This window comes from Paenibacillus sp. Marseille-Q9583 (assembly GCF_976954365.1).
The window spans coordinates 36,337-50,683 of record NZ_CDRJTB010000049.1; the positions used below are offsets into that span (position 1 = coordinate 36,337).

Below are 14,347 nucleotides of genomic sequence, written 5' to 3' on the forward strand. Positions count from 1 at the left end.
AATGGCAATTTTAGTAACAGGTGGAGCAGGGTATATTGGATCTCATACTGTAGCAGAGCTGTTGGATCGCGGCGAAGAAGTGGTCGTCATCGACAATCTGCTAACAGGGCATCGTGAGGCGCTACTGGGAGGCAAGCTGTACGAAGGTGATCTGCGTGATAAGGAATTGCTTGGCAAGCTGTTCGCCGAGAATGAGATTGATGCGGTTATCCATTTTGCAGCAAGCTCTTTGGTTGGTGAAAGCATGAAGGACCCTGTGAAATATTATGACAACAACGTATACGGTACACAATGCCTTTTGGAAGCTATGCAAAAAGCTGGCGTGAACAAAATCGTATTCTCGTCTACAGCTGCAACCTACGGCGAACCGGAAAAGGTGCCGATTGAAGAAACAGACCGTACCGAGCCAGCAAACGTATATGGCGAAACTAAGCTGACTATGGAACGCATGATGGCTTGGTTTGATAAAGTACTGGGTATCAAATATGTAGCGCTTCGTTACTTTAATGCTGCAGGTGCACATGCTAGTGGCAAAATCGGTGAAGACCATCGTCCGGAAAGTCATTTGGTTCCGCTGGTATTGCAAACCGCTTTGAAGCAACGGGAGAGCATCGCCGTATTCGGAGACGACTATCCTACAGAAGACGGTACTTGTGTGCGCGATTACATTCATGTTAGCGATCTGGCTGACGCCCATGTTCGCGCAGTAACTTATCTGCGTAGCGGAAGCAGCAGTAATATTTTTAACTTGGGAAATGGACTTGGCTTCTCGGTAAAACAAGTTATTGAAACTGCGAAAAAAGTTACAGGACTAGAAATCCCTGTAGTTATTCAAGAACGCCGTGCTGGAGATCCGGCAGTACTGGTAGCTTCCTCCGATAAAGCGCGCTCTATCCTTGGATGGAACCCTCAGCATGCTGACTTAGAGAATATCATTCAAAGCGCCTGGAACTGGCATTCTGCCAATCCACAGGGGTACGGAGAATAAGGGGCTTTAGCATAGCTTAACTAGAGCATGTGACCCTACTTAAGGAGAATTGAAAATGCACAACGAGAATAAGGTTACGCCTGCTGGCCAGAAAGCCTTACATGCGATTGAGCAGCTAGTTCTGTTCGCACTACGTGAGCAGCTCATTGCTCCATCAGATGAAGACTATAGCCGTAATGTGCTGCTAGATCAGTTCGGATTTAGTGAGCCGTTCGTTGGCGAGATCGATCAAAGTCCACTTACAGGTCCACAGGTTCCACTGGATGCACTGATTGATTATGGTTTTGAAATCGGATTGATTTCAGAGAATAGCGACACTTACCGTGACTTGCTGGATGCCAAGATTATGGGACTCCTAATGGCCCGTCCATCAGACGTAAATGCGGAGTTCAATCGTTTAGCTGCTGAAAAAGGTATCTCTGCGGCTACAGATCGCTTTTATAAATTAAGCATAGATTCCAACTATATCCGGATGGACCGGATTTCCAAGAATGTCTACTGGCTGCAAGATTCGCCTTACGGTGACATCGAGATGACCATCAATTTGTCCAAGCCTGAGAAGAGTCCGAAGGAAATTGCTATGGCCCGCCTGCTCCCGCCGCCGGTCTATCCAAAATGTCTGCTGTGCCGCGAGAATGTTGGGTATGCTGGTCGGGTTAATCATCCGCCGCGCCAGAACCTGCGTGTCATTCCACTTCAGCTGAATAATGAGAAATGGCTCTTTCAGTATTCGCCATATGTTTACTACAACGAGCACTGTATTGTATTCCATCATGATCATGTGCCAATGAAGCTTACCAAGGATACCTTGAAGCGGCTACTTAGCTTCGTGGAATCTTTTCCGCACTATTTTATTGGCTCGAATGCAGACTTGCCGATTGTTGGCGGATCGATTCTGACGCATGACCACTTTCAAGGTGGACGTCACACCTTCCCTATTCAGAAAGCGCCCAAAGAAGATACGTTCACGCATGCATCTTATCCGGATGTCAGCATTAATATCGTAAAATGGCCTATGTCCGTATTACGTTTGAATGGTGAAGATCCAGCGGTATTGCTGGAGTGTGGCAATGCACTTTATGAAGCTTGGAAAGCGTATAGTGATCCTGATGCAGAAGTGTTGGCGTTCAGCGAAGTTGATGGTGAAGTGCAGCCTCATAATACCGTTACTCCAATCGTTCGTCGGGCGGAAGATGGCAGCTTCGAGATGGATCTCGTGCTGCGTAACAACCGGACTAACGAGCAATATCCTGAAGGGATTTTCCATCCCCATCGGGAGATGCACCACATCAAGAAAGAAAATATCGGCTTGATTGAGGTCATGGGACTCGCAATTCTGCCAGGTCGTCTGAAGGAAGAGCTCGATTCTATTGCGAGCATCCTTGCAGGAGATCAAGCGCTATTAAAAGCGGTGAAGAATGATCCAAGTCATCCACTTGCGCAGCATGCTGTTTGGGTTCAGGAGCTTGTAGAGCGTTTCGGGACGGCATTACAGCATGAAGAAGCCGTCAAGATTGTACAGAACGAAGTCGGCATCAAGTTTACACATATTCTTGAACACGCGGGTGTCTATAAACGGACTCCGGAAGGGCAAGCTGCTTTCCGACGTTTCGTGAAGAGCTTCGGCGCGATCTAAAGTTTGGAAAGGGGATGTTCTTAAGGCCTTAGGTCTTAAGGATATCCCCCTTTTTTATGACGCTTGAAGCTACTCCATTTGAATGCAGCTATTCAGAGGTTTATAATACGAGTGGGCACAACATTCTGAAATAACTAATGGAGGTTTACACATATGCGTAATTTTGATTTTTATAATCCTACCAAGTTGATCTTTGGACAGGGTACGCTGGAAGCGTTGAAGACTGAGGTTCCTAAGTACGGCAAGAATGTACTGTTGATGTACGGTGGCGGAAGTATCAAGCGTAGCGGTCTGTACGATAAGGTAATGGCTGAGCTGAGCGCAATAGATGCTGTGGTTACTGAACTCTCAGGCGTAGAGCCGAATCCGCGCCTTTCCACCGTACATAAAGGTGTAGAGCTGTGTCACGAGCATAATATCGACCTCATCCTCGCTGTAGGCGGCGGCAGCGTGTTGGATTGCGCTAAAGCAGTTGCTGTTGGGGCGAAATATGAAGGTGACATGTGGGACTTTGTTGAACGTAAGGCAGCTGCTCAAGATGCTCTCCCACTCGGTACAGTGCTGACGATGGCAGCTACAGGATCAGAAATGAATAGCGGCTCTGTTATCACTAACGAAGTGACCAAGGAAAAAATGGGCTGGGGCAGTATTCATGCATTTCCGGCATTTTCTATTCTTGACCCAGAGAACACTTTCACTCTGCCACGTGATCAGACGGTCTACGGCATGGTAGATATCATGTCTCATGTTCTGGAGCACTATTTCCATACTGATGGCAACACACCGGTACAAGACGGCTTCTGTGAGACTTTGCTACGTACGGTGATCGAAACCGCACCGAAGCTTATTGAAGATTTGAATAATTACGAACTGCGTGAGACGATCATGTACTGCGGCACAATGGCGCTTAACGGTATGGTTAGCATGGGTTTTGCAGGAGATTGGGCGACTCACAACATCGAGCACGCAGTATCAGCTGTATACGACATTCCACACGGTGGAGGCCTGGCCATTCTGTTCCCACAATGGATGAAATATAATATCGATACTGATCCTGCCCGTTTCCGCAAGCTTGCTGTAAACGTGTTTGGAGTTGATCCTGCGGGCAAGAATGATAAGGAAATAGGACTGGAAGGAATTGAAGCGCTACGTAGCTTCTGGGATTCCATTGGCGCACCGAAGACGCTCGCTGATTATGATATTGATGACAGCGAGATCGGCAGTATGGCTGATAAGGCGGTTCGTTTCGGACCGTTTGGTAATTTCCGCAAGCTTGACCGTGAGGATGTAGTTGAAATTTACAAAATGGCTCTGTAAGTAGATTCGTCTACGAAAGAGACCCTTCATCTTTAGTCAAGAAGATGTTATAGAACGTTAAAGAAAAGCGATTCTTCCGTAATGGATGAATCGCTTCTTTGTGTTTATGCTCTACTGTGGATTTCTCCTCAATATCGTCCCTGATCTCTGCTGCTGCTGACCGCATTTTTCGTGCGTTTATCCTCAGAATGGAACTTTTATGGGTGAATATCCAAAGTTTGTGAAACCAATGACCTACTTTATTCGTTTAAAGTAATATGACAGTCCTGAATGAAGACAGGAGGAAGTAAATATGCAAACGCTGTATTTAGGCTGCTTGGCGCTAGGCGTCATATTTGCCATAGTCAGCGTCCTGGTGGGTGATGTGATCGGAGATGCTTTGCATGGAGTCTTTGATTTCGTATCCGTAGATTTTCTGAATCCCACCGTACTGGCAGGAGGAATAACCGTGTTCGGCGGAGCGGGCATTCTTCTAACCCGGTACAGCGCTCTGGAAGCTGGGGCGATCATTGCTTTATCTTTGTTAGCCGCCGCTTTTTTGGGAGTACTTATGTATCTAGGGGTGGTTAAGCCCATGGAAAAAAGCGAAATGTCCAATGGGTTCTCTATGAGTGATCTGCCTGGCAAGATCGGGGAAATCACAATTCCTGTTCCCGCCACGGGTTATGGTGAGATTATGGTAAAGTTTGGCGCCGGCAATAGCCTGCATACGGCAGCAAGCTTTGATCATGAGCTGCTTCCGGCAGGGATTAAAGTTGTTGTAGTGGAGGTTAGAGAAGGCGTTGCATTGGTGTCAGAATTTGAAAAGAGAAGAGGAGTGGATCTTTAATGTTCGGTATTCCTGAGTATTTGTTAGTCCCTGCTGTTGTCGTTGCTGTTTTGTTTGTGCTAGGTATCGCATTCTGGGCACGTTACAAAACTGTTGGACCAGATGAAGGGATGATCGTAACAGGGTCATTCTTGGGGAACAATCATATTTCAGACGATGGATCTGGTCGTAAAATAAAGATAGTACGTGGGGGCGGAGCATTTATCCTCCCTATCTTTCAGAAGGCTGAATTTATGTCGCTTCTTTCTCATAAACTCGATGTGACGACTCCGGAAGTATACACCGAACAAGGGGTTCCGGTTATTGCTGACGGTGTAGCGATTATTAAAGTGGGTAGCTCGACTGAAGATGTGGCGACAGCCGCTGAGCAATTTATGGGCAAACCGATTGAAGCGCTGAAGAGCGAAGCACAAGAAGTTCTTGAGGGTCATCTGCGGGCCATTCTCGGTTCGATGACCGTTGAGGAAGTATATCGTAACCGTGACCGTTTTGCGCAAGAGGTTCAAGGAGTAGCGGCACGTGATCTTAAAAAAATGGGTTTGCAAATTGTTTCCTTTACTATCAAGGATGTACGAGACAAACATGGATATCTTGACGCATTAGGTAAACCGCGGATAGCTGCAGTGAAGCGGGATGCAGAGATCGCTGAAGCAGAAGCAGTGCGGGATGCGAGAATTCAAAAGGCAAACGCTGAAGAGCAAGGGCAAAAAGCAGAACTGCTGCGGGATACGAATATCGCCGAAGCCTCCAAGGAAAACCAGCTTAAAGTGGCTGCGTTTAAACGGGATCAGGATACAGCGAAAGCGGAAGCCGACCAGGCTTATCATATTCAAGAGGCACGTGCAAAGCAGACCGTTGTTGAAGAGCAGATGAAGGTTGAGCTGGTACGTAAGGAACGTGAAATCGATTTGCAAGCCAAAGAAATTCAAGTTCGTGAGAAGCAGTACGACGCAGAAGTGAAGAAAAAAGCGGAAGCGGATCGTTACGCAGTAGAGCAAGCGGCGGAAGCTGATAAGGCGAAGAGAATGCGTGAGGCAGATGCCTTGCAATATAGTATTGAAACGCAAGCTAAAGCGACAGCTGAGCAGAAGCGTCTTGAAGGTCAAGCGATGGCGGATGCAGAGCTGGCTAAAGGTACAGCGGATGCTGAGGTTATCCGGTTGCGCGGTCTAGCGGAAGCAGAAGCCAAAGAAAAGCTGGCGGAAGCTTTCCAGAAATTCGGCGAAGCAGCCGTGCTCGATATTATCGTCAAAATGCTGCCTGATTTGGCTGGCCAAATCGCGAAGCCGCTGGCATCCATTGACAAGCTTACCGTTGTAGATACCGGTAATGGTGAAGGTGCGGCACGTGTCAGCAACTATGTAACTCAGTTGATGTCTACGGCTCCTGAGATGCTGAAGAGCGTCTCTGGAATTGACGTAGAGGCCCTGATCAAAGGGCTGACGACTAGATCCTCAGGGTCAACTGGAAGCAAGGCTGTTCCGGTCACACCCGTGACCTCCATACAACCTCCAGCAGCATCGGGGGGAGCGAGCAAAACTTCAACTTCTGTGGCGGAGCAACCTGAAGACTAGTTAAAGCAATAACTACTATAGAATAATTTAAATTAAGGTAAGCTCGGTGATTGCTACCGGGCTTACTCTATGTTTTGGGTCTTAGCTATAGAATAGGAGAGGTGCGCGAGCGTGCAACTAACTTTAGATCATATCCATAAAAGCTTCGATGGTAAACAGGTGATTAAAGATGCAGCCTTCACCTTTGAAAGAGGGAAGATCTACGGGCTGCTTGGACGGAATGGAGCAGGTAAAACTACACTTTTCAATTGTTTGAGTGGTGAGATCCAAATGGATAGCGGAGCTGCCTTTATTGGTGAGAAGGATAGTGCCCGTCCGCTTCGTGACGAGGACATCGGATATGTATTTTCCCTACCCATTTTGCCTGAGTTTCTGACAGGTTATGAGTTCGTAAAGTTTTATATGGACATCAACCGTGAGAAGATCGATCCGAATAAAAGCATTGAAGATTATTTTTCAATTATTAAGTTTGAGGAAGAAGATCGGCACCGACTGATTAAGGGTTATTCCCACGGGATGAAGAATAAAATTCAAATGCTCTGCTTTATCATTACTCGCCCGCCTTTGATTTTATTAGATGAGCCTTTAACTTCTTTTGACGTGGTTGTGGCTCTTGAGATTAAGAAATTGCTGCGTGAGATGAAGCAGGATCACATCATTATTTTTTCTACGCATATTTTGCAATTAGCCGCCGATTTATGTGACGAGTTGGTTATTCTAAATCATGGAACCCTTCAAGAAATTCCGCGTGAGACTCTGCAAAGTCCAGAATTTGAGGAGCAAATTATAGTTTTACTTCAGGATGGCAACAATGATTAGCACACTTCGCAGCATTCAGAGGATTAGAGGTTCGTCCGGAGCCAATCGGCTGATTTACTATTTCAAAAAGCTGCCTGTTCTTGGCAAACTTTTAAAAGGGGATATTTACTCTAACATTGCACTAAAACAAGTCTTCGCTGGGATAGTACTTGCATTTAAGGTAGGGTGGGGGTTTTTAGGCAAGTTCGCCTATTTGGGAATTGTGATCTATTTGCCAATCGTCCTTACACACAAAGAATTGCCGCTCGCCGAACAGTATGCATTGTTCTTACATATTTTTATAGTTCTGAGCTTTATAGTGGCTGCGGTTTCGAATGTATTTATATTAGAGCCCAAACGGGATAAATATATATGTGTGAAGCTGATGAGAATTCCGGCGAAACAGTATATGCATGCTACGCTTTTGCTTAAAGGGCTAACGTTCTTTATATATTTTATTCCGGCATTAACCGTGTTTGCGGGGATTTTTGGGGCACCGCTGTGGCATGGCGTATGGCTTACACTACTGTTAACGGCCTGGAGAATAGTCACCGAGGCGTTAAATCTTTGGTTTTTTGACAAAAAAGAAATTGTGTTAGTTAAAAAGATGAGCTGGGTATGGTCGGTGATTGGACTAGGTGGCCTACTTGCCTATGTACCCCTTTATCTAGGGTATGCTTTTGTAAATGATGTGACAGGATTTAGTGTCCCCGTGAGTCTTGTGATTGTTGTACTTGGAGGAATTGCAGCTGTGTATATTGGGAAATATCCTAACTATCGCAGTGCTGTAGATGTCGTTACCAAGATAGATGATCCACTTTTGGACATGAACCGGATGATGAAAGAAGCGAGGGTGGCAGATGTTCAGACCAAGGAGAAGGACTTTTCGTCGGAAGAACTTAAGGGGAAAGCATTTCAAGGAAAGACAGGTTACGCCTACCTGAATGCTATTTTTTTCTCCAGGCATAAACGCTTGTTGATTCAACCCATCCAGAGGCGTTTAACGATCATTGGTGTGCTCTTTATAGTGGCTGTCCTAATGATGCTTATTTCGCCGGAGACTTCGTCCGAATTTACAGCATATCTGCTCGGTGGACTTCCCTTTTTTGTATTTATAATGAACTATACTTCGATAGGTGAGCGAGTATGCAAAGCGATGTTTTACAATTGTGATCTAAGCTTATTGCGCTATGGATTCTATCGTGAACAAGCTGCGATTCTGGACAATTTTAAGATTCGTCTTATTAAATTGAGTGGCCTTAATCTTATCCCTGCTGTCGCCATATGTTTAGCATGTACTCTGCTGTTTCTTCTTTCTGGTGCAGATTGGGGTTTGATGGATGCAGTGATCTTTTGGGTAACGATTCTTTGTCTTTCCTTGTTCTTCTCAGTGCACCATTTGTTCATGTATTATATTTTTCAACCGTACAGTACGGAGCTAAATATAAAAAATCCGTTCTTTTTTATCGTCAACAGCATTGTAATGGGACTAAGCGTGGCTTGTATCGGATTTCCAAAAGCATCGTCGCTATTTACGCTGGTTGTTCTTGCGGGAACGATTGTTTATATGGTTATTGCCGTGACGTTGGTATACAAGTTCTCCAGCCGAACCTTCCGGGTAAAATAGAACGCGAGTGTTCTTCTAATATCGGAATGTTGATGATATGATGGTAACGAGAGGTTTTTAATCGTACCGTTTCATGTTGCGTTTGCTGCTTGGAAGTCAGGTGTTTAGAGATAAAAGAGGTGGCAAAAATGAGTAGCATAACTGTAGCGAAGGTGTTAAATAACAACGTTATCATTGCGGACCATCCCCAATATTCCGAGGTTGTAGTGATTGGCAAAGGGATAGGGTTTAATCGAAAATTGCATGATCGGATTAATCTATCTTCTGTGGAGAAAATGTTTATTCTCCGCAGCCAGGAAGAACAGGAACAATATAAACAGCTTCTTCCCCAAGTGGATGAGAAGTTGATTGAGATTGTACATGAAATTTTGTTATATATTATGCATAGCAGTAGTCAACCACTTAATGAGCATGTTCATATTGCACTCACTGATCATATCTCATTTGCTATACGGCGTTATGAACAAGATATCCCAATTCACAATCCGTTTTTGTATGAGACTAAGGAAATTTATCCTGAAGAGTATAAAATGGCAGAGTATGCGATTGAGCGGATTAATGAAGGCATGGGCGTGGAATTGCCTGTAGATGAGGTGGGTTTTGTTGCACTTCACATCGTTAGCGCGCTGAGTAATAGACAAATTTCCGAGGTCAGACAGCATTCTCTTTTGATTGGTGATTTGATCGGAATCGTAGAGAATAATCTCGAATATCGAATTCCACGTGATTCACTTGATTATTCGCGATTGGTGACTCATCTACGATTTGTTCTAGAAAGACTGCGCCGTGGAGAATCAGTGCGGGAGACTTCTACGCTGGATGGTCTTATGAAACGAGAGTATCCCGAAATGTATACCTTGGCTTGGCAATTAACTAAGGTGATTGAGAACCGAGTGCGAATTCCTGTGTATCCAGCAGAGGTCAGTTATTTGACAGTTCATTTGCAACGTCTTGCCCAGAAGAAAGAGGATGAAGTGGATATGGAGACGAAGCGAGAAATATAAGGATAATGTATAAAGTGAAACTTATAATTTCTTATATTTTAAAAAAAGCTTGTCACTACAAAAAAACGGTGCTACAATATCGGTGTCCTAATTAAACAGAATACCAAGCGTGTAACTGATTCGATCAGGCATGAGTGATTTACAGTATTTTGGTTGCTAGTCCCCATCTTGGGGTAATCTAACCTTAGCGTTAGATAACAACCTCTATACTGTGTTGCTCATGCCTTTTTTGGCATCTGTTTTACTGAAAATGTGAATAATGAAAGGAAGTGACCATGATGTTCAAAAAGCTTTTCGGCGTTTTACAAAGAGTCGGTAAAGCGCTGATGCTCCCAGTAGCCATACTGCCAGCAGCCGGTCTGCTCCTTGGAATAGGAAACATGCTGGTAAACCCCGATTTTCTACAATACGTTCCGGCACTTGAGAACGATGTAGTTCAGGCAATTGCGAACGTATTGATGAACTCAGGGCAAATTGTATTTGATAATCTATCCTTACTATTTGCCGTGGGTGTTGCCATCGGTTTATCCGGTGGTGAGGGTGTTGCTGGTCTAGCCGCTATTATTGGTTTCCTCGTAATGAATGTTACGATGGGTACTGTAATTGGCGTCAATGATTATGTCCTGAGCCAAGGCGACTTTTCCTATGCTAGCGTCTTAGGAATTCCAACACTGCAAACGGGGGTATTTGGAGGTATACTCGTCGGTATATTGGCATCGTCCATGTACAAACGATTCTTCAAAATCGAACTTCCATCCTACCTGGGTTTCTTCGCAGGTAAACGTTTCGTTCCGATCATGACTGCGGTAACGTCTTTGATTCTTGGTCTGGCATTGACCTTAGTTTGGCCGCCAATTCAACACGGTCTGAACTATGTATCACAAAGTATGATTGATACGAATAAAACGCTCGCAGCGTTTATCTTCGGAACAATCGAACGCTCGCTCATTCCTTTTGGTCTGCATCACATCTTCTATTCTCCGTTCTGGTATGAATTTGGTACCTACGTAGATAAAGCTGGGGAATTGGTTCGTGGTGACCAACGGATCTTCATGCAGCAGCTTCGTGATGGCGTAGAATTCACAGCAGGAACATTTACAACAGGTAAGTATCCTTTCATGATGTTCGGTCTTCCAGCAGCTGCTTTAGCCATTTATCATGAAGCTAAACCTCATAATAAAAAACTTGTCGGAGGTTTGATGCTTTCCGCAGCATTGACTTCATTCCTGACAGGGATTACAGAGCCGCTTGAATTCTCATTCTTGTTCGTAGCTCCATTGCTGTTCGCAGTACACGCTGTTTTTGCAGGTTTGTCCTTTATGACCATGCATATTCTTAATGTCAAGATTGGTATGACCTTCTCTGGAGGTTTTATTGATTACGTGCTCTTTGGTATTATCCCGAACCGTACGGCTTGGTGGCTCGTAATTCCAGTAGGTCTTGCCCTTGCCGTAATTTACTACTTCGGATTCCGCTTTGTTATTCGGAAGTTCAATCTGATGACTCCGGGTCGTGAAGAGGATACGGGTGAAGTTGAAGATACTAACACAGCAGCTGTTTCTAGAACGGGTGATGATTTACCACGAAACATCTTGTCTGCGTTGGGTGGTAAAGAGAACATCGCTCATCTGGATGCTTGTATTACCCGCCTTCGTGTGGAGGTTAAAGATAAATCAGGTGTGGATAAGACTCGTTTGAAGAAGTTAGGTGCATCAGGTGTACTTGAGGTGGGTAATAACGTTCAAGCGATCTTTGGCACACGTTCCGACACCATAAAATCTCAGATTCAAGATGTAATTAACGGGAAGACACCTGCACCGACGCCGGTAGTGGCTACGCCACAGCCTGAAGAAGAACAGCAGGCAGGTGAAGCTGGTGAAGCGATTATCAAAGAAGATATCGTCTCTCCGGTAAATGGTGAACTAGTGGATATCACTGAGGTTCCTGATGCAGTATTCTCCCAAAAAATGACGGGTGATGGTTTTGCTTTCCTATCCGAGGATGGAAAGATTGCTTCACCGGTCTACGGTAAAGTGTTTAATGTGTTCCCGAGCAAGCATGCGATCGGCATTATGTCCGATGGAGGTAAGGAAGTGCTCGTTCATATAGGGGTTAATACAGTTAAGCTTAAAGGTCAAGGCTTTACAGTTCTAGTTGAAGAGGGCGACCTTGTAGCTGCTGGACAGCCGATCATGGAAGTGGATTTAGAATATGTAAAAGCACATGCACCATCAGTAATGTCTCCTGTTATTTTCTCCAATTTGCCAGAAGGCTCTTCCGTAACTTTGAAGAAGCCAGGTAAGGTATCTATTGGCGATAAGGATATTATTACCATTCAGTAAAAGTGCAAGGGTGGACGCTTCCTTTAAACATTAAAGGGAGCGAAGCCTTCACTATAAATTTAAAAATATTCTATTAAAAGAAAGCGAGTTGGATAATATTATGCAAACAACATTCAGAATTATCGATGAAGATGGAATTCACGCACGTCCGGCAACTGCCTTGGTAAATACAGCTACGAAATTCAAAGGTACAGAAGCTTATGCAGAAGCAAAAGGCAAAAAGGTTACATTGAAATCTATCCTTGGCGTATTGTCATTGGGCCTAGAAGCTGGAGACACTTTGTCTCTGATTACTGAAGGTAGCGAAGAAGCTGAAGCTCTGAGAGCACTTTCTGATGTAATGATTAAAGAAGGGCTAGGGGAAATCCATGAATAAAATTTCAGGAATCGCGGCTTCAGCAGGGATTGCAGTAGCCCGTGCTTTTATCCTGAAACATCCGGATTATACAATTACAAAGACTAGTATCAGTGATCCTGAAGCAGAAGTCGCCAAGTTGAATGACGCACTTGCTAAATCAAGTGCTGAACTGCAGACTATTAAAGAGCGTACTTTAGCAGAACTAGGAGAGAAGAAAGCAGAGATTTTTGCATCCCATCTGCTGATTCTTGAGGACCCTGAGCTGATTAATCCCGTAATTGATAAAATTCGTCAGGAATCGGTTAACGCGGACTATGCACTAAACGAAGTAGCTACACAATTCATTGAAATGTTCGAAAACATGAAGAGTGCTTACTTACAAGAACGTGCAGCTGACATGCGTGATGTGACCAAACGCCTGCTAAACCATTTGCTGGGTATTCATTATGTTAGTCCTGCAGAAATCAATGAAGAGGTTATTGTTATCGCTGAGGATTTAACACCTTCAGACACAGCGCAGCTAAATCGCAAGTATGTTAAAGGCTTCACAACAAACATTGGTGGACGTACGTCCCACTCCGCGATTATGGCACGTTCTTTGGAAATTCCAGCGGTAGTTGGAACTAAGAATGTCATGACAGAAGTGAATTCTGGGGATCTAGTGATTGTCGATGGTCTGAACGGTGACGTTCTTATTAATCCTAGTGAAGCAGAAGTGGCGGAGTACGTTCGCAAGCAGGAAGCTTACGACTTGCAAATTGCAGAGTGGAAGAAACTTCGTGATAAACCAACGATTTCTGCAGACGGTAAACACGTGGAGCTGGCGGCTAATATCGGTACACCAAACGATGTCAATGGTGTAATTGAGAATGGTGGCGAAGGTGTAGGCTTGTATCGTACTGAGTTTCTATACATGGGCCGCGATAAGCTGCCTTCTGAGGAAATTCAATATAACGCCTATCGTACTGTGCTTGAGAATATGAAAGGCAAACCGGTAGTCGTACGTACACTTGATATCGGCGGCGACAAAGAACTTCCGTATCTGGATCTTCCAAAGGAAATGAATCCTTTCTTAGGATTCCGTGCGATTCGTCTTTGTCTGGATCGTCAGGATATTTTCCGTACGCAACTGCGTGCTTTACTGAGAGCAAGTGTTCATGGGGATCTTCGCATTATGTTCCCTATGATCGCAACACTTGGTGAATTCCGTGCAGCCCGTGATCTTCTGCTTGAAGAGAAAGCGAAGCTTCGTGAAGAAGGCAAGGAAGTATCTGACAACATTCAGCTCGGCATTATGGTTGAGATTCCTTCGACTGCTGTACTGGCTGACCAGTTTGCAAAGGAAGTTGATTTCTTCAGTATTGGTACGAATGACCTTATTCAATATACAATGGCTGCTGACCGTATGAATGAACGGGTGTCTTACCTGTATCAGCCATACAATCCGGCCATCCTGCGTCTGGTCAAGAATGTAATTGATGCAGCGCATGCAGAAGGTAAATGGACAGGAATGTGCGGTGAGATGGCTGGGGACGCAACAGCGATTCCACTCTTACTAGGTCTTGGCCTTGATGAATTCAGTATGAGTGCAACGTCAATTCTGCCAGCACGTAGTCAAATTTCTAAATTGTCGGCTGCCGACATGAAGGAACTGGCTGCAAAAGCACTGCAACTTGGCACTGCTGAAGAAGTAGCTGCACTTGTTCAAAGCATCACTAACTAACTATTTCCATATGGATTACTCCGTTAAACGTTTTATAACGTTCCAACTACTATTACCGACTTCCGATGTTTGGAGGTCGGTTTTTTTGTGTTTATATCGATAATTTTATTTCTTACGTTGGCTTAAGTTCATACGTGAGCGTTATACTCAA

11 protein-coding genes are annotated in these 14,347 nt (G+C 44.7%); all 11 read left to right on the forward strand.

The annotated features are described in order from the left end of the window. Position 1 precedes the first annotated feature (1 nt). Positions 2-988: a UDP-glucose 4-epimerase GalE gene (galE, locus tag ACWNM1_RS20510; protein ID WP_042186143.1), complete on the forward strand. Its 987-nt coding sequence runs from the start codon at positions 2-4 to the stop codon at positions 986-988. A 55-nt stretch (positions 989-1,043) separates the two neighbouring features. After that, complete coding sequence (locus ACWNM1_RS20515) at positions 1,044-2,624, forward strand: UDP-glucose--hexose-1-phosphate uridylyltransferase (RefSeq protein WP_449602438.1); 1,581 nt, start codon at positions 1,044-1,046, stop codon at positions 2,622-2,624. Between the two features lie 153 nt (positions 2,625-2,777). Continuing rightward, on the forward strand, positions 2,778-3,941 hold the full coding sequence (locus ACWNM1_RS20520) for an iron-containing alcohol dehydrogenase (protein WP_449602439.1): 1,164 nt from the start codon (positions 2,778-2,780) through the stop codon (positions 3,939-3,941). 292 nt (positions 3,942-4,233) lie between these two features. Continuing rightward, positions 4,234-4,770 (forward strand): hypothetical protein, encoded by a 537-nt coding sequence (locus tag ACWNM1_RS20525; protein ID WP_042186148.1) that lies wholly within the window; start codon positions 4,234-4,236, stop codon positions 4,768-4,770. Continuing rightward, positions 4,770-6,344, forward strand: coding sequence for a flotillin family protein (locus ACWNM1_RS20530; protein WP_449602440.1), 1,575 nt, complete (start codon positions 4,770-4,772; stop codon positions 6,342-6,344). Before ACWNM1_RS20525 ends, ACWNM1_RS20530 begins: the two co-directional genes overlap by 1 nt. A 111-nt stretch (positions 6,345-6,455) precedes the next feature. Further along, the gene (locus ACWNM1_RS20535; RefSeq protein WP_449602441.1) at positions 6,456-7,163 is read left to right on the forward strand and encodes an ABC transporter ATP-binding protein; all 708 of its coding nucleotides are present in this window, start codon (positions 6,456-6,458) and stop codon (positions 7,161-7,163) included. Next, positions 7,156-8,769, forward strand: coding sequence for a hypothetical protein (locus tag ACWNM1_RS20540; protein WP_449602442.1), 1,614 nt, complete (start codon positions 7,156-7,158; stop codon positions 8,767-8,769). The genes ACWNM1_RS20535 and ACWNM1_RS20540 overlap by 8 nt, the downstream gene beginning before the upstream one ends. Before the next feature lie 128 nt (positions 8,770-8,897). Beyond that, on the forward strand, positions 8,898-9,773 hold the full coding sequence (gene glcT / locus ACWNM1_RS20545) for a glucose PTS transporter transcription antiterminator GlcT (protein ID WP_339246209.1): 876 nt from the start codon (positions 8,898-8,900) through the stop codon (positions 9,771-9,773). A 278-nt stretch (positions 9,774-10,051) separates the two neighbouring features. Continuing rightward, positions 10,052-12,115: a glucose-specific PTS transporter subunit IIBC gene (ptsG, locus tag ACWNM1_RS20550; RefSeq protein ID WP_449602444.1), complete on the forward strand. Its 2,064-nt coding sequence runs from the start codon at positions 10,052-10,054 to the stop codon at positions 12,113-12,115. Positions 12,116-12,215: 100 nt separating this feature from the next. Further along, complete coding sequence (locus ACWNM1_RS20555) at positions 12,216-12,491, forward strand: HPr family phosphocarrier protein (protein ID WP_449602443.1); 276 nt, start codon at positions 12,216-12,218, stop codon at positions 12,489-12,491. Further along, the gene (gene ptsP / locus ACWNM1_RS20560) at positions 12,484-14,196 is read left to right on the forward strand and encodes a phosphoenolpyruvate--protein phosphotransferase (RefSeq protein ID WP_149645821.1); all 1,713 of its coding nucleotides are present in this window, start codon (positions 12,484-12,486) and stop codon (positions 14,194-14,196) included. Before ACWNM1_RS20555 ends, ptsP begins: the two co-directional genes overlap by 8 nt. Positions 14,197-14,347 lie beyond the last annotated feature (151 nt).